This is a genomic window from Amphritea japonica ATCC BAA-1530 (assembly GCF_016592435.1).
GTDB classification, from domain to species: Bacteria; Pseudomonadota; Gammaproteobacteria; order Pseudomonadales; family Balneatricaceae; genus Amphritea; species Amphritea japonica.
On the sequence record NZ_AP014545.1, the window covers coordinates 1,278,956 to 1,303,492 of the forward strand.

A 24,537-nucleotide genomic window follows, 5' to 3' on the forward strand; every position below is an offset into this window, starting at 1 on the left:
CATTTTTTTGCTTAGCTGAAGATACCGAACAATCGTTTATATGAATTTATTTGTAGATTTAAACAGTGCAGACAAGACAGTCTGAGTTGTTATTTATAAGGGCATACTAAAAAGTGACACAATCACAAGCAGACTGGCATTTTGGTACCAGTCGTGAACAGTTTGTTGATCCTTTACTGGATGCGCTGGTACTTATCAGTAAGTACTACGGTATGCCTGCCTCTGAAGATTCATTAAGTAGTGGTTTACCACTGGTTGATAATTGTCTGACCGTTGAGCTTTTTCCCAGAGCAGCTGAACGGGCTGGTTTATCTGCAAGGCTTGCAGATCAGCCGTTGTCTCAGATTCATGAATTGCTGCTTCCCTGCGTGCTGCTTTTAAAAGACCGAAGCTGTTGTGTGCTTATGTCAATTGATAGTCAGAAGGGTCTTGCTCGGGTTCTGCAACCTGAAAGTGGGGACGGAGAAGTCGAACTCGAAATTGAGAAACTGGATGAGCTTTATTCAGGGCATCTGTTTTATATCCGCAAGAAATATCAGTTTGATCAGCGTAGTCCTGATGTTCTGGATACACAGGAAGGGCATTGGTTCTGGGGTACTTTTCGAAGCGCAATGCCGATCTACAGAGATGTGTTAATCGCGTCGTTATTGATTAACCTCTTTGCCGTTGCATCACCTTTGTTTGTTATGAATGTTTACGATCGAATTGTGCCTAATCTCGCATTTGATTCGCTCTGGGTATTGGCAATCGGGGTAGGAGTTGTTTTTGTTTTCGACCTTGTCCTGAAGCATCTTCGGTCATACTTTATAGATGTTGCAGGCAAAAAGCTTGATCTGCAGTTATCTGCAAAGATTTTCTCCAGGGTAATGGGGATCCGGCTTGAAGCGCGTCCGGTGTCTGTAGGAGCCTTTGCTAATAATCTCCAGTCTTTTGAAACCATTCGTGATTTTATAACGTCGGCAACACTGGGGGCGCTTATAGACCTGCCTTTTGCGTTGTTATTCCTACTGGTTATCTGGACGGTGGGTGGCCCCTTGGTTGTCGTGCCTTTAGCGGTGATGGTTATTCTGGTGGGGTATAGCCTTTATATCCAGAAACCACTGGCAAAACAAATTGAGATGACCTCTAAAATTGCTGCACAAAAGCAGGCTACACTCGTTGAAGGTTTGACCGGTATTGAAGCGGTTAAAATCAATGGTGCTCAGAGCCAGTATCAGGTTATTTGGGAGCAGGCCGTTAGTAAAATGGGGCAGCATGACGTCCAGACACGAAAGTTGGCTAACGGTGCTTCATCCCTGTCAGGTTTCCTGCAGCAAATGATGACAGTAGGAATTGTGGTTTTGGGCGTGTACTTAGTTGCCGCCGGAGAACTTAGCATGGGGGGAATCATTGCCTCGGTTATGCTGGGTGGGCGAGCAGTTCAACCTTTAGCCCAGCTTTCTTTGTTAGCAACGCGTTACAACCAGGCTAAAGCTTCTATGGGGCTTATAAACCAGATTATGGAGATGCCGGTTGAGCAGGAAGAGGGCAAGACTTACGTTAGTCGGCCTAAATTGCAGGGGAAAATCGAATTTAGTAAGGTTAGCTTTGCCTATCCTGACCAACAGAATCATGCACTTAACGATATCAGTTTTACGATTGAACCCGGAGAGCGGGTTGCTCTAATCGGCGGTATTGGTGCAGGTAAGAGTTCTCTTCAAAAATTAATTCTGGGATTGTATCAGTGCTCGGAAGGTGATGTTCGTATCGATGGCGTAAACATCGCACAGTTACATCCGGCCGATCTGCGTCGGAATATCGGTTGTATCACCCAGGATAACCATCTTTTCTTCGGCAGCATCCGCGATAATATTGTGATGGGCGCTCCTTTCACCAGTGATGAGCATCTTTTAAGAGCGGCAGAGTGGGGCGGTGTTACTGAATTTACTAACCACGATCCAGATGGTCTTGAACGTCAGGTAGGAGAAGGTGGGCGACAGCTTTCAGGTGGTCAGCGCCAATCGGTCTCTGCAGCCCGGGCAGTGGTCATGGACCCTCCTATCTTGTTGCTGGATGAGCCTACCAGCCATCTTGACCGTAAAGCTGAACTTCGTTTTATCAATCGTATGAAGGAGCTTGATCGCGATAAAACTGTGATTTTAAGTACCCATAAATCGAGCTTGTTAGATGCTGTGGATAGAATAATAGTGTTGGAAAATGGCCGATTACTGGCTGATGGCCCTAAAGCGGAGGTGGTTAACTGGCTTCGCGAAGGTATTAACCAACAGAGTGTTAAAAAGGAGGGGCGCTCCTGATGGATGAGCAATCTACAGATACCGTTCAGTCATCATCAGGTAGTGGTCTGGCAAAAGCAAAAGACGCTTTCAGCGCGATGGCTAAGGCTAAGCATGATCAGCCGGTTGTCGATAATAACCTACATGATTTTATAGATAACTCAGCTGCCAGCGTTTTATTGGATACACCCCAGAGTTCAAGAATCCTTTTATGGGGTGTAGTTTGTTTTGTCATTGTTGCGGTTATGTGGGCATATTTTGCTGAACTTGATGAAATTACCAGGGGAGAGGGCAGTGTCATTCCTTCTCAACAAATTCAGGTAGTCCAATATCTTGAGGGTGGCATACTCAAAGAGCTTTTCGTGAAAGAAGGCGATAAAGTTGAAGCAGATCAGCCCCTTCTTCGAGTAGATGAAACTAAGTTTCTATCGGATTTCCGTGGGCAGGCTCAAGAACAGGCTTATCTCGAAATATCGGTTGCGCGTCATAAAGCGGAACTGGCAAGTATTGTGATCAGTAGTGAGCCTGAGAACGGTAATTGGCAGGAACAGGCCCGGATTGAAGCTCAATCAATCAGTGTTGAAGAGGAATGGAAACTCCGTAACCCTGAATTACTCGGGCGAGAGCAGGCGCAACTCGAGGAATACTTACGAAACCTGAGTAACCAACTGGATATTCTGGGACGACAGATTCAGCAACGGGATCAGGAAGAGAAAGAGTTAGACTCTAAAATCAGCCACCTAAATCGTACCTACAAGCTGAGTTTGAGAGAGATGGCGATGACCCGTCCGTTAGCGAAGCAGGGGATTATTCCTGAAATCGAACTGATTAAGTTAGAAAGGGAAGTAAATAGTTATAAACAGGAGCTGGAAGGTGCCAGGTTATTGTTACCTAAAGTTCGCCTAAGTATCCAAGAGGCAGTTGCGAAACGTCGCGAAATCGCGTTAAATGCACGCAGCGAAAGCCAGCAAAAATTGAATGAAAGTCAGGCGCAACTCAATCAGAAAACAGAAGCTCAGGTCAGTTTTCGTGATCGGGTAGACAGAACCACTGTTGTTTCGCCTGTTCATGGAACCATTAAAACGATCTCGGTAAATACTATCGGTGGGGTTATTCAGCCGGGTATGGACCTTGTTGAGATAGTGCCGACTGAAGATCACCTTCTGATAGAGGCGAAAGTTTCGCCAAAAGATATCGCTTTTCTCAGGCCGGGTTTAAGTGCGGTGGTTCGATTAACAGCCTATGATTTTTCAATTTATGGTGGTCTGAAAGGTATACTGGAGCATATTAGTGCTGACAGTATCGAAGATGAACAAGGCAATATTTATTACCTGATCAGAGTTCGGACTGAAAATACAGATCTTGGCAGAGGCGCTAATTCTCTGCCGATTATTCCGGGCATGATGGCCACAGTGGACATTATGACCGGTAAAAAGAGTGTTTTAGATTACCTGCTCAAGCCTATCTTTAAGGCTCAGCAGCAGGCATTACGAGAACGTTAACGTTGAAAGGGACTTTATCCGGGGGGAGCGGTTCAATGGGGAATATTTATAAGTTCGGCACACTAGCGTTGCTAGTTTGGTCGGGTACAGTATCGTCACAAACTTTGATGGAGGCCGCTTCTTATGCTGTCGGCAGTTCTCCAGATGTGGCGATTGTTAAAAGTCAGTATCTTGCACGTGTCGAGCAGATTGGTGTTTCCAAGGCGGGCTATCGTCCGACTGCTGATCTTGCAATTGGGTGGGGAGGGGAGCGTACTAACAGTCCTTCAACACGAGCGGCGGCCGCAGCAAATGGTTCTAAGTTTGTAAACCTTGAAAGGGGAGAAGCATCCCTGACCGTGAGTCAGCTTATATATGACGGTTTGCGAACAAAAAATGATATTGATCGAACTCAGGCTGAAGCGGGAGCACAGCGCTTCCAGCTGTGGAGTGCTGCCGAAAATACAACTCTGGACGTAGCCAGTGCTTACATGAATGTGATTCATGCACAGGAAGCATCAGTTTTGGCTGCGGCTAACCTTGAAGCGCATATTGAGATTCTGGATGGTATCCGTAAGCGCTCAGAGCACGGTCTGGGATCTGCCTCGGATCTTTCTCAGGTGAAAGGCCGGCTGAGCCGCGCGCATTCAAATTATCTGGCGACAGATAATAATGTTCTGGATGCCAAAACTCGCTATTACAAAGTTGTGGGTCAGGAAGCACTGGGTCTGATAAAGCCGGATGCGGTTGATCAGCATATGCCTGTTTCTTATGAGCAGGCGCTGGAACGTGCAGGCAAAATTCACCCAACACTTCTGTCAGCACAGTGGGATGTTGATGCTGCTGTCGCACAATTAAAAATGAAGGATTCTGATTTCCGACCTGATGTGCGATTAGAGCTGGGCGGAACCTGGAATAATAACCTTGACGGCGCAGTTGGTTATAATAATGATCTGACTGCAATGATTCGTATGCGTTATAACCTGTTTAACGGAAATGCGGACGTCCATCGTAAGAAAGAAGCTCAGTATCAGTTGATGGAAGCAAGTGCGATTCGTGACCGCGCACAGCGTGAAGTTGCTGAAGGCATGAGTCTTTCCTGGAACGCCTATCAGTTACTGGAACGCCAAATGGAGTTTCTGGAAGCACATGTAATTGAAGCAGATAAAACACTTGAAGCTTACAAGCAACAATTCAAGCTAGGACGTCGTACCCTGGTGGATTTGCTTGATGCTGAGAATGAGTTGTTTGAATCTCGCCAGAAACTGCTTGAAGCCGATAAAGATCGTGTTCTGACTCAATTCCGAGTGCTTAATGCGATGGGTGATCTGCTAACAGTATTGAATCTGAATCGTGAGTCTCTTTTGACCAGTGAAGAGCAGCAGGAAATCTCATACCTGCAGAGGTAGTTTTTCTATACTGCTGTAGTCGCTTGGGCTACAGCAGTTACTTGTCCCTCTATCCAAGCTGCTAATCTTATTTAAATCCGCTATAATCGCCGCCTTTTCTAACAGCCCTTTTGAATGTGAATATGAGCGAAGAACTGGCAAAGCAGCAGAAAACCCGGGTTAATAAACTCCAGAAACGCCTACGGCGTGAAACCGGACGTGCTATCGAAGATTTTAATATGATCGAAGATGGCGATAAGGTGATGGTCTGCTTATCCGGTGGTAAAGATTCCTTTGCCATGCTTGATATTCTGATGAACCTCCAGCGAAGCGCCCCCATCAGCTTTGAGCTTGTGGCGGTGAATATGGACCAAAAGCAGCCAGGTTTTCCCGAACATGTTCTTCCTGAGTATTTAAGCAAGCTTGAGGTTCCGTTTCATATTATCGAACGGGATACGTACTCAGTCGTAAAAGAGTTGGTGCCTGAGGGGAAAACTACTTGTGCACTTTGTTCGCGTCTGCGGCGTGGAACCTTGTATGGCTTTGCTGAAGAGATTGGTGCTACTAAAATTGCATTAGGGCACCATCGCGATGACATACTCGAAACTTTTTTCCTGAATATGTTTTATGGGGGAAAGCTGAAGTCGATGCCGCCGAAGCTGGTGAGTGATGACGGTAGGAATATGGTAATACGGCCATTAGCATATGCGCGGGAAAAGGATATTGCCGCTTATGCTGAACTGCGTGAATTTCCGATTATTCCCTGTAACCTTTGTGGCTCTCAGGATGGTTTACAGCGTCAGGTAATTAAAGAGATGCTGCAGGACTGGGATAAACATCATCCGGGTCGAATTGAGACTATGTTTCGCTCTCTGAGGCATGTGGTTCCCTCCCATTTAGTCGATACTGAACTGTTTGATTTTAAAAGTTTAGAGCGGGGATACCCTCACGGAATCACCGATCAAAACTCGGTGGCAAATAGCCAGGCAGCGAGTCCCGTTCCTGAAATGATCGACATTCTCTCCCTATGATCTGTGATTTTTTCGACGTTCTCATTTCTCTTATTCACGAGACTAACAACTGATGAAGATATGGGTTGATGCAGATGCGTGTCCTAATGTTGTTAAGGAGATTCTTTTCCGGGCGGCAGAGCGCTTAGCGGTGGAAACGACCTTAGTTGCAAACCAGTTTCTGAACACCCCTCCTTCAAAGGTTATCAGTGCTGTGCAGGTGCCTGCGGGTTTTGATGTGGCAGATAATTATATTGTGCAAAAAAAGCCATCCTGGTGATCTGATCATTACTGCGGATATCCCCCTTGCCTCTGAGGTCCTTGAGAAGGGATGTCACGCATTGAATCCGCGTGGAGAGTTTTATACTCCTGAGAATATCCGCCAGCGGCTCAATATGCGTGATTTTATGGATCAGTTGCGAAGTTCAGGGATCGATACCGGGGGGCCGGGGAAACTGGGGCAACAGGACCGCCAGCAGTTTGCTAATCAACTGGATCGCTTTTTGGCAAAGCATCTTCGCCGCTAGCGATTTTACCTGTTTTATTAATTGTCTTTTAAGCTGTGATAATGCTGTTCATTTGGTGAGTGCATTAGGGAAAACCTTTATTTTATTTTTGTTTTGTTCTACCGTCTTGGTTATTCAATAATAATAACTGAGATTGCTATGAGTGATGCACTGCTAATCCGCGAAGACTCTAACGGAGTCTGTCAACTGACATTAAACCGTCCTGATGCCTACAACTCTCTATCTATGGAGTTAATGAAGGCGCTGATCGCTACATTTGATGAAATTGCTGAAGATTTATCGGTCCGTGTCGTTGTATTACGAGGGGGAGGGCGTGGTTTCTGTTCAGGGCATGACTTAAAACAGATGCTGGGTGAGGGCGAAGAAGAGTACTATCAGTGTACCTTTGATACCTGTTCTGAGTTAATGCAGCGGATTGTTAATCTGTCGGTACCGGTAATTGCACAAATCCACGGAGTAGCCACCGCTGCCGGTTGTCAGATAGTGGCTAGTTGCGATCTGGCTATCGCCAGCGACAAATCACGTTTTGCCACACCCGGTGTAAATATCGGGCTGTTTTGTTCTACGCCCATGGTTGCACTTAGCCGGTCAGTTAGCAAAAAACATGCGATGGAGATGTTGCTGCTGGGGGATATGATCGGTGCTGAGCGCGCCTGGGAAATGGGGCTGATTAATTGGGTAGTAGATGACGAGCACCTGGAGAAGAAGACACGGGAAGTGGCGGATAAAATTTCAGCGAGCTCCCGTAAAGCTATTTCAATTGGGAAACAGGCATATGTACGTCAGATTGAAAAGCCTCTGAATGAAGCGTATACCGAATGTAGTCGAGTAATGACTGAAAACATGATGACGCACGATGCTGGTGAAGGTATCGATGCCTTTATCAATAAACGTAAGCCCAACTGGCAACATCGTTAATCTTGTTTGTATGAATACAAAAAACCGCAGATTCTTCTGCGGTTTTTTTTGTGCTGTGATTATCCATTAGTCGCAATAGGGTGTAATTAGAGCAGACTCTGTTATTATATTTTCAATAAGTAATAAGCTTATAACCTAAAGAAATATAATAAGGTTCTAATCAATGAATATTGAATATAGAACCAGGTTCTTCAGAAATCGCCTAGACATTGGTCGAGTTCTTTTATATTTCCTTTATGTATAAGGTTATCTCAAATAATAATATAAAAGTGTTCTGATACCTTGTGTGTTGTGAACAGACCGTCTGGAGGCGTGGATGTCCAATCGGATTAAGAACCTGTCGACCCGCGAGCTAATGGCTCAACTAGCGAAAGAATCTCAAGGTTTATCAATTTCTGATCGTCGGAATTTTTTGAAACAGGGTATGCTGGCAGCGGGAGCAGTGACTGCTACGACTGTTAGCGGACTGGCTGGCGCTGCAGGTAATAACCTGCCGCCGATGGAACCTGAGTGGGGCCGTCGCCTGGGTGCGGGTGTCATCGATAAACCTTACGGGGTTCCCTCAGAGTATGAAAGTAGTGTAGTTCGACGCACGGTTCCCTGGTTGACAGCAGAGTCTATCGCCTCGATCAGTATGACCCCAATTCAGGATCTGAAAGGCATTATTACGCCAAATGGCCTGGTGTTTGAACGTTATCACGCGGGTGTTGCACAGATAAATCCTGAAGAACATCGTTTGATGATTCACGGTTTGGTTGATCGTCCTATCGTATTCACCATGGAAGACTTAATGCGTTTTCCGTCGGTATCAGAGATCAAATTTATAGAGTGTCCGGCCAATGGCGGTATGGAGTGGAAAGGGGCCCAAATGGAGGCGCTGCAGTTTACTCACGGTATGATGAGCTGCTGTGAGTGGACCGGTGTTCCGCTAAAAGTGTTGCTTGAAGAGGTTGGGGTAAAGCCAGAAGGCAAATGGTTACTGGCTGAAGGTGCTGATGGCTCGCACATGAGCCGCTCTATTCCTATCGAAAAAGCACTGGAGGACACACTGGTCGTCTACGCGCAAAACGGCGAGATGCTGCGACCTGAACAGGGATATCCGTTGCGTCTGTTAAACCCTGGCTGGGAAGGTAATACCTCAATTAAGTGGCTACGTCGAATTGAAGTGGGTGATAAACCCTGGTACCACCGCGAAGAAACTTCTAAATATACAGACCTGATGGCCGATGGGCGTGCGCGAAAGTTCACCTTTGTTCAGGAAACTAATTCGGTTATTACCAATCCATGCCCGGAAAAACCCATTATTAAAAGTGGATTGATTGAGATAGAGGGTCTTGCCTGGACCGGCAGGGGGAAGATCAAACAGGTCGATATCTCTTTCGATGGCGGTGTGAGCTGGGTGCCTGCAAAGCTAAAAGGTTTGGTGCTTGATAAGGCGCTGACACGTTTTAGTCTGGTTACTAAGTGGGATGGTCAACCCTGGTTGCTACAAAGTCGTGCTATTGATGAAACAGGTTATGTTCAGCCTACTTTAGGCCAGTTGCGAGAGGCTCGGGGTACGAATTCAATTTATCATAAGAACTCAATTCATACCTGGAAAGTTGAAGCAAACGGAGGGGTTAAAAATGTACAAATTAGTTAAAGTGTCCCTTCAGGCTACAGCGATTTCTGCAGCGCTTCTGCTAGCTTCAGGTTCTCTGAGTGCAGCTGAAAAATATGGTTTTGGTAAGACTGCAACCGAGGCTGAAATTCAGGGCTGGGATATTGATATACGTCCAGATGGAATGGGTTTGCCTGCCGGTGAGGGCTCTGTCGCGGATGGTGAAGAACTGTATGAGCAGCTCTGTGCTACTTGCCATGGATTATTCGGTGAGGGTGAAGGGCGCTGGCCTGTTCTGGCCGGTGGAGAGGATACTCTGACCGAGGAAAGGCCTGTAAAAACGGTAGGTAGCTACTGGCCATATGCGAGTACTCTTTATGATTATATTCGCCGGGCAATGCCGTTCACCGCCCCTCGTTCTCTGAGTGACGAGCAGACCTATCAATTAGCCGCTTATGTGTTATATCTGAACGAAGTCGTTGATGAAGAGTTTGTTGCAAACCAGGATACGTTGGCTAAAGTTGAAATGCCGAACCGTGATGGTTTCTTTGTTGATCCAAGGCCTGACGTAAAGAATGTGCGTTGTATGGATAACTGTGCTGACCCGGCTAAGCTCAATATTGTTGGTACTCTACAAGGGATAACGCCTGTCGGTCACTTTGTGGAAGGGGCTGATGCACCGGCAGCATCGCACCATGCTCAGGAGTTGAAAGAGCGAAAGTTGCAAGGTGAAGATGTAGCGGATGAGGCTGAGCATGCTGTTTCATTGTCTGACACAGCGGTCGCTGGACGAAAGACCTATGATAATGCATGTCAGGCATGCCATGCTTCAGGTCTGGCTGGTTCGCCAAAACTGGGGGATAAAGCAGACTGGAAAACGCGTATCGATCAGGGTATCCCGGTGCTTGTTGAGCATGCTATAAATGGCTTTACTGGCAACAACGGTATTATGCCACCCAAAGGTGGACGGAATGATTTGACGGATGAACAGGTTAACCAAGCGGTAACCTATATGGTTGAGTCAAGCCAGTAGTACATGGTTAATTGTTACCTCTGCAGAGGTAACTTTTAGTATAAAAATAACAATAAACAGAGAATGGTAATTCCGGAGGAATGCGAATGCGTAAGCTGAAAACCTTGTTATGTGTGACAGGTTTACTGGCGATGCTGTCAGCAGGTTCTGCTCAGGCCGCAGGTCAGGAGGAGATGATTGAGATGGGTAAGGCAGTATATCTGAATAAATCCAGAGGTAACTGTGTATCTTGTCACCAGATCGATGACCCTGATGCCACTCAGGCAGGTAATCAGGGACCGCCAATTGTGGCCATGAAACAGAGGTTCCCAGATAAAGCTGTGCTCCGTGCACAGGTTTGGGATGCCACCGTTAATAACCCTATAACAATTATGCCCCCGTTGGGTAAGCACTGGATTCTTTCTGAAGCAGAGATCGATGCTGTAGTCGAATACGTTTACCAGTTTTAATTTACAGTGCAAAAAATAAATTGATGTCCCGATAGATAGAGGATTTTAAGAATGATGAATCGTCGTAAAGTAATTAAGGCACTCGCGACTGGTGGTGCTTTGATTGGTGCAAGTGTCTTGATGCCAGGCCTGGCTTTTGCCGGTTGGAATAAAGAAGCCTTTAGCTCAGAGAACCAAAGCATGGCTATGAAAGCACTGTTGGGTGCTGAGCCTGCTGAAAGTGCAGAAATTAACCTGAAGGCGCCTAGTATTGCTGAAAATGGCGCCGTTGTGCCGGTTACTGTGAAGACGGGTGCTGCGAATGTTGAATCGATCAGTATTTTTGTAGAAGGCAATCCAACACCCTTAGTTGCCGAATTTATGATTCCGGCAGGCACTAAAGCTGAAGTGTCTACCCGTATTCGTATGGGTAAAACTTCTAATATTACCGCTGTAGTGAAAGCAGATGGCCAGCTTCTGAGTGCGTCTCAGGAAACAAAAGTGACCATCGGTGGTTGTGGCGGATAAGTTAAGGCTTTATAGAAGAGGAAAGAATGATGGCTGGAATTATGAAAGTTAAGGCTAAGTCAAAAAAAGAGATGACTAGCGTTAAGCTGATGGCTAAGCACATTATGGAAAGTGGTCAGCGTAAAGATAAAAAGACCGGTGAGCCTATTCCTGCAATGTTTTTGCAGGGTATAACCGTTCAACACGCAGGTAAAACTGTCTTTGAAGCAAACCTGGGAACAGCGGTTTCAAAAAACCCATATTTGGCGTTTACTTTTGCCGGTGGCGCGAAGGGTGATGAGCTGACAATCAGTTGGGTTGAGAGTACAGGTAAGACAGGCACTGAAACTGCCGCCATTAAATGATTTGAGCGGGGGCTTTGCGGAAGGTCTAACCCCCGTTCTTCTTACCTGTATAGCTGTGGAGTGTATTGATGAAAATAATAAAAACGATGGCATTCGGCATGGGGCTTGTATTAAGCGCTCAGGTATCTCAGGCGGCAGATTCAGGCTTTACCCTGGAAACTGTTAACCCTGAGGCTGACCGAGTTGCCCTGCAAAACTATTTCAAAAAGCGTTTTCCGGATTCTGAACTGAGCGATTATGTTAATGGTATTTATGCTGTCGATTCCTCCTCGAGAGAGCAGTGGGAAGAGATAGAAGAATTTCCTCCTTACGAGTTTGCGGTTGAAGAGGGCGAAGCTCTGTTTAATACCTCATTTGCTAACGGAAAGGGTTATGCCGATTGCTTCGAAAATGGTGGAGTGGGTATTCGTCATAACTTCCCTTATTGGAGTAAAGATGAGGGGACCGTTAAGACTTTGGAAATGGAGATCAATGAGTGCCGCGAAGCGAATGGTGAATCACCATTGAAGTGGAGTAAGGGGGATATTGCAAAGATCTCTGCTTATATGGCCTGGACATCCCGTGATCAGGTTGTTGATGTAAAAATTCCGGAAGATGATACGCGCGCCATGGCCGCTTACCTGGATGGTAAAAAATTCTTCTACGCTAAGCGCGGACAGCTGAATCTTTCCTGTGCTAACTGTCATGTTCAGGGTGCAAATATTCGAATCCGTGCAGATCTGCCAAGTCCACAGTTAGGGCACACCACTCACTTCCCTGTGTTTCGTTCTAAATGGGGCGCGCTGGGTACCCTTCATCGTCGCTATTCTGGTTGTCATAAGGATTCCCGCTCCCAGCCACTTAAGCCGCAGACTGAAACTTTCCGTAACCTGGAATACTTCCAGAGCTATATGAATAATGGTCTGGTCATTAATGGTCCTGGTGCACGTAAGTAACCTAGAGGAGAAAGAATCATGAAAAAAGCACTGATTTTTGTCGCTGCACTGGCGCTGACTCCAACTTTTGTTGCGGCGGAAAGCTTTGAAAATGCATACCTGAAAGCGCGGGCTATGTATGGTCCTGGAGCGGTATTTGAGTGGAACGGTAACCAGTATGCCGCCATTCATGAGGAGGAAGCTGAAGCGGATGTTGCAGCGACGGCTGAGAATGCTCAGATGATGATTGATAAAGCAAAAGCGAAAAATAAAGAAGTCGCTGAGCTTGGTTTTGAGTGGAAACTCACTCGAGGGATTATCAAGGATGCGGAAACTGCTTTAGCGGCAGGAGAATACCGCAAGGCTTTGGACCTGGCTGCACAGGCTAAGTACCATGCCCGAATGGGTATTAAACAGTATCATTACTCCCAGTCAAACTGGCAGGCCTCCGTCCCTCAGTAACAGGGACTCCTAATCACTGCGGCCGTTTGGCCGCAGATTTTAATCCGTATCGATTCAGGTATTCGCTATGTCAATGTCACGCCGTGAGTTTGCCCAATTAATGGGGCTGGCTGGTGCAGCCGGAATGCTTCCACTGCAAGGTTTTGCTGCTAAGAAGCAGTCAGCAGAGCTCTACGAAGTTCCAAGTTTTGGTAATGTAAGATTGCTGCATATTACTGATTGTCATGCGCAGTTAAAGCCGATCTATTTTCGTGAGCCCAATGTTAATCTGGGTGTTGGTGGTGCGCGGGGAAATGCTCCCCATCTGGTCGGTGATAAGTTGCTGAATCATTTTGGAATCCAGGCAAACTCACTGGAAGCGCATGCGTTTACTTGTCTCAATTACGACAGTGCAGCGCTAAAATATGGCAAGGTCGGTGGCTTTGCTCATATCAAGACGCTGGTAAACCGCTTACGACAGAGTTATGGCAGTGAAAACACCCTGTTGTTGGACGGAGGAGATACCTGGCAGGGCTCGGGAACTGCGTTTAAAACCAGGGGGATGGATATGGTTGAAGCGTCCAATGATTTGGGTGTGGATATTATGACCGGTCACTGGGAATTTACCTATCATCAGGAAGAAGTGCTAAAAAACATTAAAGCCTTTAAGGGGGAGTTTCTGGCTCAGAATGTTTTTATTACCGAAGATGCGCTGTTTGAAGGAGCAGATGAGTATATCCATGATGAAGATTCGGGACGGGTATTTAAGCCCTATACTATTCGTGAAATGGGTGGTGCACGTGTAGCGGTTATCGGTCAGTGTTTTCCTCGAACTAAAATTGCCAATCCCGCCCGTTTTATCCCAGACTGGACCTTTGATATTTACGATGACTCCTTACAGGAGTTGGTTGATGAGATTCGGGGGGCGGAATCGGTTGATGCGGTTATCGTCATCTCTCACAACGGTATGGATGTTGACCTGGAAATGGCCCGCAGGGTTAGTGGTGTCGATGTGATTCTTGGTGGTCATACACATGACGGCATACCTGCGCCAACGATTGTCCAGAATAATGGTGGTAAGACTCTTGTTTGTAACGTGGGTTCAAATGGCAAGTTTGTCGGGGTAATGGATCTGGATATTCGGAATGGTAAGGTACAGGATTTCCGCTATCGCTTGTTGCCGGTATTTTCTGACCTTATTCCAGCCGATCCACAGATGACCCAATTAATTGATGATATTCGCGCGCCGCATATGCCCTGGTTAAGTGAAGAGCTTGCGGTTGCGGATGAGTTGATGTTCCGCAGAGGAAACTTTAACGGCACATTCGATCAGGTAATCTGTGATGCCTTACGCAATGTGAATGATGCGCATATATCGCTATCACCGGGCTTCCGCTGGGGTACAACGGTACTTAAAGGGCAGATGGTGACAATGGAGCATGTATTGGATCAAACTTGTCTGACGTATCCGGAAACCTATGTCCGCGAGATGAAAGGGGAAGAGCTGAAGCTAATTCTTGAAGACGTAGCGGATAATCTGTTTAACCCTGACCCGTATCTACAGTCCGGGGGGGACATGGTACGGGTCGGCGGCTTTGATTATGTTTGTGACCCAACTCAGCCGATTGGTAAGCGAATCAGTGAGATGACACTGGATAACGGTGAAAAGATTGACGCGTCCAAAAGCTATAAGGTCTCCGGTTGGGCAACCGTAGGGGCCCGCTCGGAGGGTGCTGATATATGGGATGTTGTAGCAACACACTTGCGTGATAGAAAGGTTGCCAGTATCGATAAGCTGAACACGCCGAAGCTAAAAAATGTGGCGGGTAACCCGGGGATTCTAGATTACAGTTGATTTTGATAGGTTGATCTTTTGAAATTTTCCACAGGGGCTTAATGCCCCTTTTTTTGTTCTTTGATAGCCGTAGAAGGGAAAGCGGTTCTACTCGAAGGAGGCATCCGCTAGAATGTGCGCACGAGTTTAAGCGATGGGTATAAGGGATATAATTGTGAACCGAATCACTATATTGGCTCTTCTGAGTGGATTCGCGTTAGTAGGTTGTAATGCAGCGGGTGTTCAGCCTGATCAGAGTGTTGGCCAGCCTCAGGCTCCAGCGCCAGTAACTATGGCTGGGTCTGATTTTGATCAAGTGGCTCAGTTTGAGCAGCTGAACGGACGTATCACGCTATTGCAGGAGCAGTTTCTTGAATTGAAGGTACAGAATAGTGCTGTTGCTGAGCGGCTACAGTTACTCCTGACTCAGTTTCAGGTGCTCGCGCAAGCGGTAAAACAACCCCTCCCGGAGGCAAGCAAAACGCCTGCGGCAGATACTTCAGAGTTGATACGACGACTTGATCAGCAATTGGTTGAGTTGCAACAGCTTGCACCTGAGCTGGGCGGGGGTGATCCGTTCAAATTGGCCACCTGTTACACTGCCAAAGGGCAATGGGTTTTGATCCGCTATAATCGTTTTTCCGGCGAGAGCTGGATTTCAGCAACAAATAGCTGGGAACCGTTAGCCGAAGAGTTAACGCCGTCTATTTCTTCCTATGAAGTGCAGTTGTTACCTGCTAAGGGCGATGTGAAAGGGTATGTGGCAGCGCGTGTGGATCAGAATAGCGGTGAGACCTGGTGGTTGAATCGCAAGGCCTGGGTAAAATATCAGCAATAGTTTTAAGACCGACGATGACAGAACCAACTACTGACAGCCTGACTAAGCTCTTTGATGAGTTATTCAGCAAAACATTGAATACGATACTGGTGCGCGGAGATGATGAGCCGATCTATCTTCCCGCTGATTCAGAAAATCCGCAACACCGTGTTATTTTTGCTCACGGTTTTTTTGCCAGTGCACTGCATGAAATTAGTCATTGGTGTGTCGCCGGAGAGCGGCGTCGCCTATTAGTGGACTTTGGGTACTGGTACAAACCCGATGGGCGTACTGCCGAAGAACAGGCAGAGTTTGAAATGGTTGAGGTGAAGCCTCAAGCGCTGGAGTGGATGTTATCGGAAGCTGCGGGCCATAAGTTTCACTTCAGTGCCGATAACCTGGGTAGTGATATTGGTGCGAGTGAACTATTCAAAAATAAGGTCTTCCGCCAGGTGCAAGATTACCTTCTTGAGGGTATACCTGAGCGGCCTGCGAGCCTGATTAATGCATTCCAACAATATTATGGAACAGAGCCCCTTGCCCCAGAGCGATTTTCCTTAAAGGGGAGGTAAGAAAAAACCGGCTATTGCCGGTTTTTTCTTGTCGCCATATTATGCGTATGGTTTATTGATCTTGCATTTTCTTAGGCATGCCATGGTGCATCTTCATGTGGCCCATGCCTGACATGACATCTTTAATGCTGATGTCCAATGATTTTGAACTGCCATCACTGAAGTTTAGTGTCAGATCTACCGTTTCGCCCTTTACCAGATTCTGTTTAAGACCTATTAGCATGATGTGCAAACCACCGGGCTTTAGCTCAACTTGCTCGTTCGCTTTTAAAGTGATTTGCGGGATTTGACGCATTTTCATTACGCCATTTTCATTGGTGTGAGTATGTAACTCAGCAACATTTGAGACAGAACTGGAAGCTGATACCAGTGACACTTCGGTGTCTGCGGTATTATTAAGTGTCATAAAAGCGGCACTGTTTGGCTGGCCTGGAGGAACAGCACGTGCGTATGGCTGATCAATAGAGACTTCGGCAAAGGCGGAAGCCGACAGCGTAAGCGCGGCGACCAGTGTGATTAGCTTTTTCATAACAGTCCTTATCTATTTACAATTGAGTTCTTACTAAGTTAAAAGTCGCTTTAAAGCAGGTTTTTCAGCTCGGCAATCAGTTGATCAGGCATGGTTCCATGAGCCATCGTTTTGCTAAGCTCGCCTTGTTTGTTGATTAAGTAAGTTCGGGATGAGTGATCGACGGCATAGCCCATGGCAGAACCTTCCATATCAACCATGCGATAAAATGCACCATATTGCCTGACGACAGAATCGATGTTTTCCCGACTGCCGGTAATACCCAGAATCAAGGGGTGAAAGAAGCCGCTATATTCGGCTAGCCTTTCGGGTGTATCTCGCTCAGGATCGACACTGATGAAAAGTGGTTGGATGTTCTTGAGCTGTTTAGCATCCATGTTCTTCATCGCTTGTGACATAACCGCCAGGGAAGTAGGGCAAACATCCGGGCATTGGGTATATCCGATATAGATCATTACCACCTTACCTTTGAAGTCATGCAATGATACATCGCCATTAACCCCTTGCAGGGTAAAGTCCCCGCCTAATGTTTGTAACATCGATTGGTCTGAGGGGTTAGAGCGTGGTGCGAGTATATAGGCGGTGACAACGCCTCCGAGAAGTGCCAGCGTCAGCAGCAAAAGATTGCGTAGTGTTGTTAGGTTACTTGTCATTATTTTGCTCTGAAATTAAATCGGGTATCTAATCGTCCAGCAGCGGTTTCAGCTGAAACTGTTAATCGCCAGCCCATTTCTCCGGTTGTGCAAACTGCCAGTTCTCCCTGGCCAGTGAACATACCGGGTTTCTCTGCAACCGGTGACAGTGCTGTCTGGTTAATGCCCATAAACATCTCGCTACCCTGTAGATCAATCATTACCTGGCTAGCATTAGTGCCTTCGATATTGACCAGATAACTCAATGGTGTCAGTGACCGGATATCGCGGGGCTGGATATCCAGAGTAATTGTTACTTCGCCATGGCTGACCGTACAGCTTTGTTGTCGTAAATCGCAATTACTGGTGACTCCAGGTTGATCTGTTTTTGGAAGAGCAAACAGAGATGTCCCCAGCCATATAGCCAGAATAAACCCTCCCAGCAATAGTAGATAAAGGTACTGTGTAGTGCTCTTTTTTTTAGTTTCAGCTTGTGTCATTTACTGGTGTTTCCTTGGTGTTGAATTGTCACCGATTATGACCGGGATCTGAATGTGACAAATTGTCGCATTAACAGTGGAGTAGTGAAATGTTTGATTAATAAACTAAACCTGACTAAATGTAAGTGTTTGTTTTAAATAAAAACGTTTGTTTGTTTTTAATCTATTGTAAATAAAGTATTTTTTTATAAATTTGAAATAATTCTGTATTTGTTTTCGTATTAATTTTGTGAATTATAAAAAGATAGCTTCTATACTGACAGTGGATTGAGCATTAGCTCATGGGGGGGTATATGCATCCACATTGTCGAGACTGTAAGTTTTTGATTGAATCAAAACTCATTACTGAGCCACATCAGAGTTTAAAGCCTTTGTTGGACAGGCCTTCAGCACAAGTTTATCAATGCCGTAATTGTGAAAGCTGTTTTATTTTTACGAATAACGATATCTCTTTGGTTATGTTGAATAAAGAAGGTGAGCATTAGGCAGGGATAAGTAACTCGCTTACATCTATCAGAAGCGTCTTTTGTTAGGATTTAAATGATTGATTTGCCTGACCTGATCCCTCAGACTGAGAGGAAAAAGAGCAGGCCGGAACTCAATGATGCAGTGGGATAAGCTTCTTACAACTAAACGCTATGGCCATGAAGATTTGACGCCGGAAGAGGTTGGTCGTAGTCATTTCCATAAAGATCATGATCGGATTATTTTTTCCAGCGCATTTCGTCGTCTCGGGCGGAAAACCCAGGTTCATCCGTTAGCATTGAACGATCATATCCACACCCGGCTGACGCACAGCATTGAAGTGGGAAGCCTGGGGCGAAGCCTGGGTATTCGGGTTGGGGAGCTGTTACAGGATCAGTTACCTGAGTGGATCAGTCCCCACGATTTGGGCACCATCGTTCAATCCGCATGCCTGGCCCATGATATTGGTAATCCGCCTTTCGGTCATACCGGGGAATATGCGATCCGTGACTGGTTCAAATACCAAGCTCCAGCTCATTACCTTGAAGGCCTCAGCGCCGATGAACTATTGGATTTACAGACATTTGAAGGTAATGCTCAAGGATTCAGAGTGGTTACCCGAATTGAGAATCATCTGTTTGATGGAGGTTTGCGATTAACCTATCCGACACTAGGGACTCTTCTCAAATACCCCTGGACGGTTAATCGAGCAGGAAAAAAGGGTAAGTTCAGTTGTTTTAATACCGAGCGTGAGATATTGAATGCACTGGGTCGTGAGTTGGGCCTGATTCAATTAGGTGATGATTACTGGTCTCGACACCCTCTGGCTTTCCTGGTCGAAGCTGCAGATGATATCTGCTACGCGATTGTCGACCTTGAAGATGCAATTGAACTGGATATTCTTGGATTTGATGACATCAAACCGATTTTATTACAGATGTGCGGTGATCTTAATTATGAAGATGAGATCTTCGCAACCCAGGCATCCGCTCGGCGTAAGGTGTCGGCGCTGCGGGGTATGGCCATGGAAAATATGGTGGAATCTGTCGTTGCTGCCTTTATGGCTAACCTGACTGAAATCATGAATGGCCAGTACTCTGGAGAGCTTTTGGCAGATGGTGATCCAGGTGTATGCGCAGGGTTACAGAATGCGAAGCAGCTGGCCCGAGAACGGGTGTATCCTGATAATCGTAAAGCTGAACTTGAGGAAGGGGCTTACACCACCCTTGGAACCCTTTTAGAAGCTTTTTGTCAGGCGGCCTTTGAATTGCATAGCCTGGGGAGCGAACAATTAAGCTATCGAAGTAAAAAACTCATCAATCTGATGGGTATACATAGCCCCGAGCCTGAGTGGCGTCTATATCTATCCTATATGCGAGTGCTCGATTTTATCGGTGGAATGACCGACAATTACGCGGCTTATCTGGCTCGTCAGATAAAGGATATGTCCGCTAATTAAGTTAAGACTAAACAAGAAGGTATTTATTCGTGTCGATGCGTGATCAGTTAAGTAATCTGGTTTTTTCCACTGAGAAAGGAGCATTGTGCCCTGGCTGTAAAGAGGCAGTGGATAGTTGTATTTGTAACCAGTTGTCCGATCAGAGTCGAATAGAAGGCTTGGATGGAATTGTACGGATACGCCGCGAAACCTCAGGTCGTAAAGGTAAAGGGGTATCCACTGTTACCGGAGTCCCGTTGGCAGAGAAAGAGTTAAAGGCTTTAGCAAAGAAACTTAAGCAACAGTGCGGCACAGGAGGTTCTTTGAAGGATGGTGTTATCGAGATTCAGGGTGATCATCGGGATAAGCTTAAACAGTTGTTAGAAAAACAGGGTTTTACTGTTAAGTTAGCAGGAGGCTGAAATGACAGAGAAAAAGCCTAAAAAGGTCTGCACATTCTGCTGGGTTATGCGCTTTATGTTACTGTTTTTTGCAATAGTCGCTGTTTTCTTAATGAACGGGCTCTATCATTTCTGGAATTAAAACCTTATTTGGCAGGATGCCAATTTCTTTATCAGGGAGTTAAGTGATGAATAAAAGCGTGATGCTTGTCTATGTGATCTGTAGCGCTTTGTCGTTTTCAGTATTTAATGTCAGTGCTGAGATATTTTCCTATGTTGATGATAAGGGCCGAAAAATATACGTTGATAGCCAGCATAAAATCCCACCGCGATACCGTGATCGGGACCACACCAGAGTCATTGCAGTCGAGCAGTTGACGGAACAAGAACAGCAAGATCGAAAACTGAAGCGTGACTTGGAGGACAAACGGCAAAAATTAAAGCGAGAGCTGCGGAAGCTGGAAACCACACTGTCGAAGATGGAAACCACGATTATCCTGAGGGGAAGACAGGCAATAGTCCCGGTTGATATCAATTGGCGAGGTCGTAAGCGCACGCTTAATCTGTTATTGGACACCGGCGCTTCAATAACGGTGTTACATCAGGGGGCTGTCGCTTCACTGAATACCGTTAGCCGGGATAGTAGCTATGCTCAGGTAGCTGGTGGCGGATTAATTAAAACCGAGAGAGTCGTGTTTGATCGACTGAGTGTGGGCCCCTATGATTTTGACAATCAATCCACCGCGGTTATTGAAAACAGTGGTAGTGGCGGCTTTGATGGCTTATTGGGCATGGATGTTCTGGGCAGGGTTCGTTACGAAATAGATTACGGCCAGCGTAAAATTATCTGGAGCCCTGGCGAATATAAGCAGATGCAACTGGCAGCAGAGAAGTTGGAAGAACTTCAGGCTGAAGCTGCTAACATCACGGCTATGGATGAATAAAGCCCGCAATCGCGGGCTTTATTCTGACGACTCTGCTTAACTAATTTCCTGCTCTGCCAGGTTAAGATCCAGTGTTGCTTTAAGCAATTTATAGAGACGGATAGCAGCGTCTATCTCCTCCTTACGATTGGTCAGACTCTCGATGTTTAATCCCAATGGAATGCCCAGACCGCCACAAGCTTCCAGGATCTGATCCAGGTTATTACGGCAGATTCGAATTGATTCTCCTAGTGGGTTATGCGCATCAAGGATACGGTGACGGGTTGCCTGGGGCACTGATATACCAAGCCACTCCATAAATTCAAGTGTTTTCGCGCTGCCGCAAGGCGTAAAGGTGAGGATTATCCGTTTAGGGTCAACCCCTCGTTCTTTACATTCTCGGGCATATGAGCTGAGCAGATCGATGGTTGCCTGTGGGTTATAGACCGCCTGAGAAACAAAAAATTCACACCCCTGAGCACTCTTTTCCAGCAGGCGCAGATGCTCATTTCCTTTATCGGCATGACGTTCTGCAATAGTAACGCCACCCATATTAAAGTTTAGGCTATGTTCCCGCATGGTTTCATAGGCTTGTGGCAACGTAAGCTTAATATCACCCTCAGAAGAGGGGCTGCCAACTAACACCAGATCGCGAACACCGTGGGGGCTCCAGGCTTTGTCCAGCCAGTCATTAAAGTCTTCCCGGTTACGCTGGGAAACGCTTTTATAGGTAATGACAGGGCGTCCGGACTTTTCACGCAGAATAGCGGAATAATCACGGGGGTCATGGGTGTTCATGAAAGGAAAAGGGCGAGGCTTGTCGATGCGACTGCTTTCATCCTGAATGTCGTAGACGATAACTCCGTCATAATCGATCTGCTCTAAACGTTCTAATAGTTTGTTACCAATGTCAGATAGCTGCTCCATAGAAACAGAAGATTTCGGTGGCGTAGTACCAATAAAATAGACGCCGCGCTTCGGGTCGGCGAATTTCTGTTTTAGCTTTGAATCACTCATCTTGGTATCCGTAATCTATATGGTCTGTATCGCGTCTGATGTATGGCGACTAATGTTGCTCTTTAATAGCAAACTATTCTAACAATGAATGCCTTTCATGTGTTTAAGTTATATGCTGAAATTTTTTGTAGTTAATATGAGCCGATTTAATGTCAGCTGAAATACAATAGAGATACGAATGTACAAGATAGTTAAGGAATCTCTGTGAGCGATAAGAAACCGGATCTCAAATCGATCCAACAGCAGCTGGGAAATGATCAGGTAAAAGAGCGGATGATTCCACCTGTTCATCTTTGGAAGCCTGATTTTAGTGGTGATCTTGATATTCAGATAACCCGCGATGGCCGCTGGATTCATGAGGGAGGGGAGATCAAACGGCCGGCGATGGTAACACTGTTCTCCTCTATTTTATGGCGCGAAGATGATAGCTATTTTTTAGTGACTCCGGTTGAAAAAGTGGGGATACAGGTTGAGGATGTTCCTTTCTCTTTTATTGCGTTAGATGTGCGCCAAGGGAATAACGGACAGGAGTTGGTGTTTACCTCCTCAACTGAAGATGTCATTACCGCTTCTGCAGAGCAGCCTTTGCGAATCGAAACCGATCAAGATAGCGGTGAACCTTCACCCTACCTGATGGTGCGCTACGGTATGGAAGGTCGTCTGAGTCGTAATGTTTTTTATCAATTGGCAGAATTAGTAGAAGAGCGGAATGGCGAGTTTGGGGTTGAAAGCTGTGGGGAGTGGTTCAAAATCGGTTAGATTTCTAGAATGTCGCAACTGCTAGATGCGGCTTTGTCGCTTGTTAGTATGAAAATAATACTTATCAGCCTTTGTTTTTCTAGCATCTGGCAAGTCACGCAGTGACGTCTAGCGAGTGGCGAAGCCACGTTCTAGCAACTTTTTTGTTTTTAATTATATAGCTGCAACGGCGCTTCTTGCAGGGCAAATAGCTGTTCTCGCAACTCTAGAATGTGTTCGCTCCAGTAGCGAACGGTGTTAAACCAGGGGAAGTTATGGGGAAAAGCTGGGTCTTCCCAGCGGCGTGCAACCCAGGCTGCATAGTTCATGATGCGTAGTGTGCGAAGGGTTTCTGTTAACCGGAGCTGGGCTGGATTAAAGTCGCAGAATTCACTGTAGCCTTCGATGATCTCAAGTAACTGGGCCTGTTGGCTGTCTCTTTCTCCGGAGAGTAACATCCAGATATCCTGGATTGCAGGCGCCATACGGGCATCGTCAAAATCCACGAAATGTGGTGCATCATCCCGCCAGAGCATGTTCCCTATGTGGCAGTCTCCGTGGACTCTTATCTGGTTGATCGGTTCGCAAGCTTGCCAATGCTGTTCCATTAGCTTGAGCAGGTCGGCCGTGAGTGTATCGTAAGACGTTTTCAATTCAGCGGGAATAAATTGCTCGCTGATCAGCTTGGCGCTTTCATGACCGTAGCTGGTAATGCTGATGGCAGGGCGATGAGTGAACGGTTGGCTGGCACCTATCTGATGAATGCGGCCTAACATACGCCCCAGCGTAAACAGGTTATCCATATTATCCAGCTCTGGCGCGTGCCCTCCCTTGCGGGGAAACAGGGCAAACATAAATTCGCCAAACGTAAACAGGCTTTCGCCTTCCAGTATCAACGGTGCGACAACTGGTAACTCTTGCTCTAAGAGTTCGAAGCAAAATTCATGTTCTTCAATAATTTGTTCTTTGCTCCAGCGAGCCGGCCTATAAAACTTGGCGATCAGCGGTTCGCTCTCCTCAATACCGACTTGATACACGCGGTTTTCGTAACTATTCAGACCGAATACCCGTCCGTCACAAAGGTACCCCAGGCTTTCAATCGCATCCTGAATAAAGCTGGGAGTGAGGTTTTCGAACGGGTGGGCAATGCTCATCGGGTTACCAGTTTTTAAAAGGGTGGCTAAGCAGATTAGAGTTGAAGTAGCGCGGGTCATGTGTGACCTCATCGGTAATCCACATGGGCAAATCCAGTTGTTCGTCTTCGTTATCTAGCTCTACTTCAGCAACTACCAGACCCTGATTGTCGCCAGAAAATATATCCAGTTCCCAGAGGTGTGCTTTATGAGTAATAAGGTAGCGAATTTTGTCGACTACCGGACCTTTACAGAGCTCTGCAAGCATTTGCCGGGCATCATCAGTGGGAATCTCGTATTCGAACTCTGTACGAACCGCGCCACGGTTTTCTCCTTTCAGCGTGAGAAATGCTTTGTTGCCCATGATGCGAACTCTTACGGCGGTTTTGTCTGCCGTGGGAATATAACCCTGGCAGATGGTAAGCCCTTGTTCCGGTAGCTGGAGTTTTTCCAGGTCTACCAGAAACTTTCGTTCGATTTCCTGTGCCATCTATATTCCCTAATAAAAAAAGGCACTCACAAAGTGCCTTTCAAGATAACTAAGACAAACCATTAAAGATGACCTTAAGAGTAGTCATTGTTGTTGGAGTACAAGGCGCCGATTGATTTTTGAAGCGTAGTGTACTGTTGTACATGAGCAATCAGAAATTAAT

At 46.3% G+C, this 24,537-nt stretch carries 25 protein-coding genes and 1 pseudogene; 20 read left to right on the plus strand and 6 right to left on the minus strand.

What is annotated here, in order from left to right:
* Positions 1 to 113 precede the first annotated feature (113 nt).
* The 16 genes and pseudogenes from AMJAP_RS05875 to AMJAP_RS05950 all read left to right on the plus strand — a co-directional run bounded on the left by AMJAP_RS05875 (position 114) and on the right by AMJAP_RS05950 (position 16,108).
* Positions 114 to 2,294 carry a type I secretion system permease/ATPase gene (locus AMJAP_RS05875; RefSeq protein ID WP_019621312.1) on the plus strand — a complete coding sequence of 727 codons (2,181 nt, stop codon included), beginning with the start codon at positions 114 to 116 and terminating at the stop codon, positions 2,292 to 2,294.
* Positions 2,294 to 3,775 carry an HlyD family type I secretion periplasmic adaptor subunit gene (locus AMJAP_RS05880; RefSeq protein WP_019621313.1) on the plus strand — a complete coding sequence of 494 codons (1,482 nt, stop codon included), beginning with the start codon at positions 2,294 to 2,296 and terminating at the stop codon, positions 3,773 to 3,775. Before AMJAP_RS05875 ends, AMJAP_RS05880 begins: the two co-directional genes overlap by 1 nt.
* Before the next feature lie 35 nt (positions 3,776 to 3,810).
* On the plus strand, positions 3,811 to 5,163 hold the full coding sequence (locus tag AMJAP_RS05885) for a TolC family outer membrane protein (RefSeq protein WP_019621314.1): 1,353 nt from the start codon (positions 3,811 to 3,813) through the stop codon (positions 5,161 to 5,163).
* Positions 5,164 to 5,285: 122 nt separating this feature from the next.
* On the plus strand, positions 5,286 to 6,173 hold the full coding sequence (gene ttcA / locus AMJAP_RS05890; protein ID WP_019621315.1) for a tRNA 2-thiocytidine(32) synthetase TtcA: 888 nt from the start codon (positions 5,286 to 5,288) through the stop codon (positions 6,171 to 6,173).
* Positions 6,174 to 6,225: 52 nt separating this feature from the next.
* Positions 6,226 to 6,679: pseudogene (locus AMJAP_RS05895) on the plus strand (YaiI/YqxD family protein).
* Positions 6,680 to 6,817: 138 nt separating this feature from the next.
* Complete coding sequence (locus tag AMJAP_RS05900; protein WP_019621317.1) at positions 6,818 to 7,597, plus strand: enoyl-CoA hydratase; 780 nt, start codon at positions 6,818 to 6,820, stop codon at positions 7,595 to 7,597.
* 316 nt (positions 7,598 to 7,913) lie between these two features.
* Positions 7,914 to 9,239, plus strand: a complete 1,326-nt coding sequence (gene soxC, locus AMJAP_RS05905) for a sulfite dehydrogenase (RefSeq protein ID WP_019621318.1) — start codon at positions 7,914 to 7,916, stop codon at positions 9,237 to 9,239.
* Complete coding sequence (locus AMJAP_RS05910; RefSeq protein WP_019621319.1) at positions 9,223 to 10,230, plus strand: c-type cytochrome; 1,008 nt, start codon at positions 9,223 to 9,225, stop codon at positions 10,228 to 10,230. The genes soxC and AMJAP_RS05910 overlap by 17 nt, the downstream gene beginning before the upstream one ends.
* Positions 10,231 to 10,316: 86 nt before the next feature.
* Positions 10,317 to 10,679: a sulfur oxidation c-type cytochrome SoxX gene (gene soxX, locus AMJAP_RS05915; protein ID WP_019621320.1), complete on the plus strand. Its 363-nt coding sequence runs from the start codon at positions 10,317 to 10,319 to the stop codon at positions 10,677 to 10,679.
* A 51-nt stretch (positions 10,680 to 10,730) separates the two neighbouring features.
* On the plus strand, positions 10,731 to 11,186 hold the full coding sequence (gene soxY, locus AMJAP_RS05920) for a thiosulfate oxidation carrier protein SoxY (RefSeq protein WP_019621321.1): 456 nt from the start codon (positions 10,731 to 10,733) through the stop codon (positions 11,184 to 11,186).
* 26 nt (positions 11,187 to 11,212) lie between these two features.
* Entirely contained in the window at positions 11,213 to 11,530 is a 318-nt protein-coding gene (gene soxZ, locus AMJAP_RS05925; RefSeq protein ID WP_051088404.1) for a thiosulfate oxidation carrier complex protein SoxZ, read from the plus strand.
* Between the two features lie 68 nt (positions 11,531 to 11,598).
* The gene (gene soxA / locus AMJAP_RS05930; RefSeq protein ID WP_019621323.1) at positions 11,599 to 12,465 is read left to right on the plus strand and encodes a sulfur oxidation c-type cytochrome SoxA; all 867 of its coding nucleotides are present in this window, start codon (positions 11,599 to 11,601) and stop codon (positions 12,463 to 12,465) included.
* Positions 12,466 to 12,483: 18 nt separating this feature from the next.
* The gene (locus AMJAP_RS05935; protein WP_019621324.1) at positions 12,484 to 12,906 is read left to right on the plus strand and encodes a SoxAX-binding protein; all 423 of its coding nucleotides are present in this window, start codon (positions 12,484 to 12,486) and stop codon (positions 12,904 to 12,906) included.
* A 67-nt stretch (positions 12,907 to 12,973) separates the two neighbouring features.
* Positions 12,974 to 14,740 carry a thiosulfohydrolase SoxB gene (gene soxB / locus AMJAP_RS05940; RefSeq protein WP_019621325.1) on the plus strand — a complete coding sequence of 589 codons (1,767 nt, stop codon included), beginning with the start codon at positions 12,974 to 12,976 and terminating at the stop codon, positions 14,738 to 14,740.
* 154 nt (positions 14,741 to 14,894) lie between these two features.
* The gene (locus tag AMJAP_RS05945; RefSeq protein WP_019621326.1) at positions 14,895 to 15,557 is read left to right on the plus strand and encodes a hypothetical protein; all 663 of its coding nucleotides are present in this window, start codon (positions 14,895 to 14,897) and stop codon (positions 15,555 to 15,557) included.
* Positions 15,558 to 15,571: 14 nt separating this feature from the next.
* Entirely contained in the window at positions 15,572 to 16,108 is a 537-nt protein-coding gene (locus AMJAP_RS05950; protein ID WP_019621327.1) for an elongation factor P hydroxylase, read from the plus strand.
* Between the two features lie 52 nt (positions 16,109 to 16,160).
* On the opposite strand, the gene AMJAP_RS05955 is transcribed toward AMJAP_RS05950, so the two are convergent.
* Genes AMJAP_RS05955 through AMJAP_RS05965 form a run of 3 tightly spaced genes read right to left on the minus strand, consistent with a single transcriptional unit; the run spans position 16,161 to position 17,769 of the window.
* The gene (locus tag AMJAP_RS05955; protein ID WP_019621328.1) at positions 16,161 to 16,637 is read right to left on the minus strand and encodes a copper chaperone PCu(A)C; all 477 of its coding nucleotides are present in this window, start codon (positions 16,635 to 16,637) and stop codon (positions 16,161 to 16,163) included.
* A gap of 50 nt (positions 16,638 to 16,687) precedes the next feature.
* A complete protein-coding gene (locus AMJAP_RS05960; RefSeq protein WP_019621329.1) occupies positions 16,688 to 17,290 on the minus strand; it encodes an SCO family protein in 603 nt (200 codons plus the stop codon).
* Positions 17,290 to 17,769 (minus strand): hypothetical protein, encoded by a 480-nt coding sequence (locus tag AMJAP_RS05965; RefSeq protein ID WP_019621330.1) that lies wholly within the window; start codon positions 17,767 to 17,769, stop codon positions 17,290 to 17,292. Before AMJAP_RS05965 ends, AMJAP_RS05960 begins: the two co-directional genes overlap by 1 nt.
* Positions 17,770 to 18,370: 601 nt before the next feature.
* On the opposite strand from AMJAP_RS05965, the gene AMJAP_RS05970 reads away from it, so the two are divergent.
* The 3 genes from AMJAP_RS05970 (at position 18,371) to AMJAP_RS05980 (ending at position 21,017) form a co-directional block, all read left to right on the plus strand.
* Positions 18,371 to 19,693, plus strand: a complete 1,323-nt coding sequence (locus AMJAP_RS05970) for a deoxyguanosinetriphosphate triphosphohydrolase (protein ID WP_019621331.1) — start codon at positions 18,371 to 18,373, stop codon at positions 19,691 to 19,693.
* Positions 19,694 to 19,728: 35 nt separating this feature from the next.
* Positions 19,729 to 20,094 carry a translation initiation factor Sui1 gene (locus AMJAP_RS05975; RefSeq protein ID WP_019621332.1) on the plus strand — a complete coding sequence of 122 codons (366 nt, stop codon included), beginning with the start codon at positions 19,729 to 19,731 and terminating at the stop codon, positions 20,092 to 20,094.
* 167 nt (positions 20,095 to 20,261) lie between these two features.
* Positions 20,262 to 21,017, plus strand: coding sequence for a retropepsin-like aspartic protease (locus AMJAP_RS05980; protein WP_019621334.1), 756 nt, complete (start codon positions 20,262 to 20,264; stop codon positions 21,015 to 21,017).
* A gap of 36 nt (positions 21,018 to 21,053) precedes the next feature.
* Here the strand turns inward: AMJAP_RS05980 and AMJAP_RS05985 are convergent, their stop codons facing one another.
* Positions 21,054 to 22,013 (minus strand): hypothetical protein, encoded by a 960-nt coding sequence (locus tag AMJAP_RS05985; RefSeq protein ID WP_019621335.1) that lies wholly within the window; start codon positions 22,011 to 22,013, stop codon positions 21,054 to 21,056.
* Between the two features lie 204 nt (positions 22,014 to 22,217).
* On the opposite strand from AMJAP_RS05985, the gene AMJAP_RS05990 reads away from it, so the two are divergent.
* Positions 22,218 to 22,772, plus strand: coding sequence for a DUF1285 domain-containing protein (locus AMJAP_RS05990; protein ID WP_019621336.1), 555 nt, complete (start codon positions 22,218 to 22,220; stop codon positions 22,770 to 22,772).
* Between the two features lie 149 nt (positions 22,773 to 22,921).
* Here AMJAP_RS05990 and AMJAP_RS05995 read toward each other — a convergent pair whose 3' ends face one another.
* Together AMJAP_RS05995 and AMJAP_RS06000 are read right to left on the minus strand one after the other, a co-directional pair.
* Entirely contained in the window at positions 22,922 to 23,905 is a 984-nt protein-coding gene (locus AMJAP_RS05995) for a serine/threonine protein kinase (protein WP_019621337.1), read from the minus strand.
* A 4-nt stretch (positions 23,906 to 23,909) separates the two neighbouring features.
* Positions 23,910 to 24,374, minus strand: coding sequence for a CYTH domain-containing protein (locus tag AMJAP_RS06000; RefSeq protein WP_019621338.1), 465 nt, complete (start codon positions 24,372 to 24,374; stop codon positions 23,910 to 23,912).
* Between the last annotated feature and the right edge of the window lie 163 nt (positions 24,375 to 24,537).

Coding starts and splice junctions, on each gene's coding strand:
- AMJAP_RS05880 (WP_019621313.1), top strand. CDS start 2,294: ATGGATGAGCAATCTACAGATACCGTTCAGTCATCATCAGGTAGTGGT.
- AMJAP_RS05885 (WP_019621314.1), top strand. CDS start 3,811: ATGGGGAATATTTATAAGTTCGGCACACTAGCGTTGCTAGTTTGGTCG.
- ttcA (WP_019621315.1), top strand. CDS start 5,286: ATGAGCGAAGAACTGGCAAAGCAGCAGAAAACCCGGGTTAATAAACTC.
- AMJAP_RS05900 (WP_019621317.1), top strand. CDS start 6,818: ATGAGTGATGCACTGCTAATCCGCGAAGACTCTAACGGAGTCTGTCAA.
- soxC (WP_019621318.1), top strand. CDS start 7,914: ATGTCCAATCGGATTAAGAACCTGTCGACCCGCGAGCTAATGGCTCAA.
- AMJAP_RS05910 (WP_019621319.1), top strand. CDS start 9,223: ATGTACAAATTAGTTAAAGTGTCCCTTCAGGCTACAGCGATTTCTGCA.
- soxX (WP_019621320.1), top strand. CDS start 10,317: ATGCGTAAGCTGAAAACCTTGTTATGTGTGACAGGTTTACTGGCGATG.
- soxY (WP_019621321.1), top strand. CDS start 10,731: ATGATGAATCGTCGTAAAGTAATTAAGGCACTCGCGACTGGTGGTGCT.
- soxZ (WP_051088404.1), top strand. CDS start 11,213: ATGATGGCTGGAATTATGAAAGTTAAGGCTAAGTCAAAAAAAGAGATG.
- soxA (WP_019621323.1), top strand. CDS start 11,599: ATGAAAATAATAAAAACGATGGCATTCGGCATGGGGCTTGTATTAAGC.
- AMJAP_RS05935 (WP_019621324.1), top strand. CDS start 12,484: ATGAAAAAAGCACTGATTTTTGTCGCTGCACTGGCGCTGACTCCAACT.
- soxB (WP_019621325.1), top strand. CDS start 12,974: ATGTCAATGTCACGCCGTGAGTTTGCCCAATTAATGGGGCTGGCTGGT.
- AMJAP_RS05950 (WP_019621327.1), top strand. CDS start 15,572: ATGACAGAACCAACTACTGACAGCCTGACTAAGCTCTTTGATGAGTTA.
- AMJAP_RS05955 (WP_019621328.1), bottom strand. CDS start 16,637: ATGAAAAAGCTAATCACACTGGTCGCCGCGCTTACGCTGTCGGCTTCC.
- AMJAP_RS05960 (WP_019621329.1), bottom strand. CDS start 17,290: ATGACAAGTAACCTAACAACACTACGCAATCTTTTGCTGCTGACGCTG.
- AMJAP_RS05965 (WP_019621330.1), bottom strand. CDS start 17,769: ATGACACAAGCTGAAACTAAAAAAAAGAGCACTACACAGTACCTTTAT.
- AMJAP_RS05970 (WP_019621331.1), top strand. CDS start 18,371: ATGATGCAGTGGGATAAGCTTCTTACAACTAAACGCTATGGCCATGAA.
- AMJAP_RS05975 (WP_019621332.1), top strand. CDS start 19,729: ATGCGTGATCAGTTAAGTAATCTGGTTTTTTCCACTGAGAAAGGAGCA.
- AMJAP_RS05980 (WP_019621334.1), top strand. CDS start 20,262: ATGAATAAAAGCGTGATGCTTGTCTATGTGATCTGTAGCGCTTTGTCG.
- AMJAP_RS05985 (WP_019621335.1), bottom strand. CDS start 22,013: ATGAGTGATTCAAAGCTAAAACAGAAATTCGCCGACCCGAAGCGCGGC.
- AMJAP_RS05995 (WP_019621337.1), bottom strand. CDS start 23,905: ATGAGCATTGCCCACCCGTTCGAAAACCTCACTCCCAGCTTTATTCAG.
- AMJAP_RS06000 (WP_019621338.1), bottom strand. CDS start 24,374: ATGGCACAGGAAATCGAACGAAAGTTTCTGGTAGACCTGGAAAAACTC.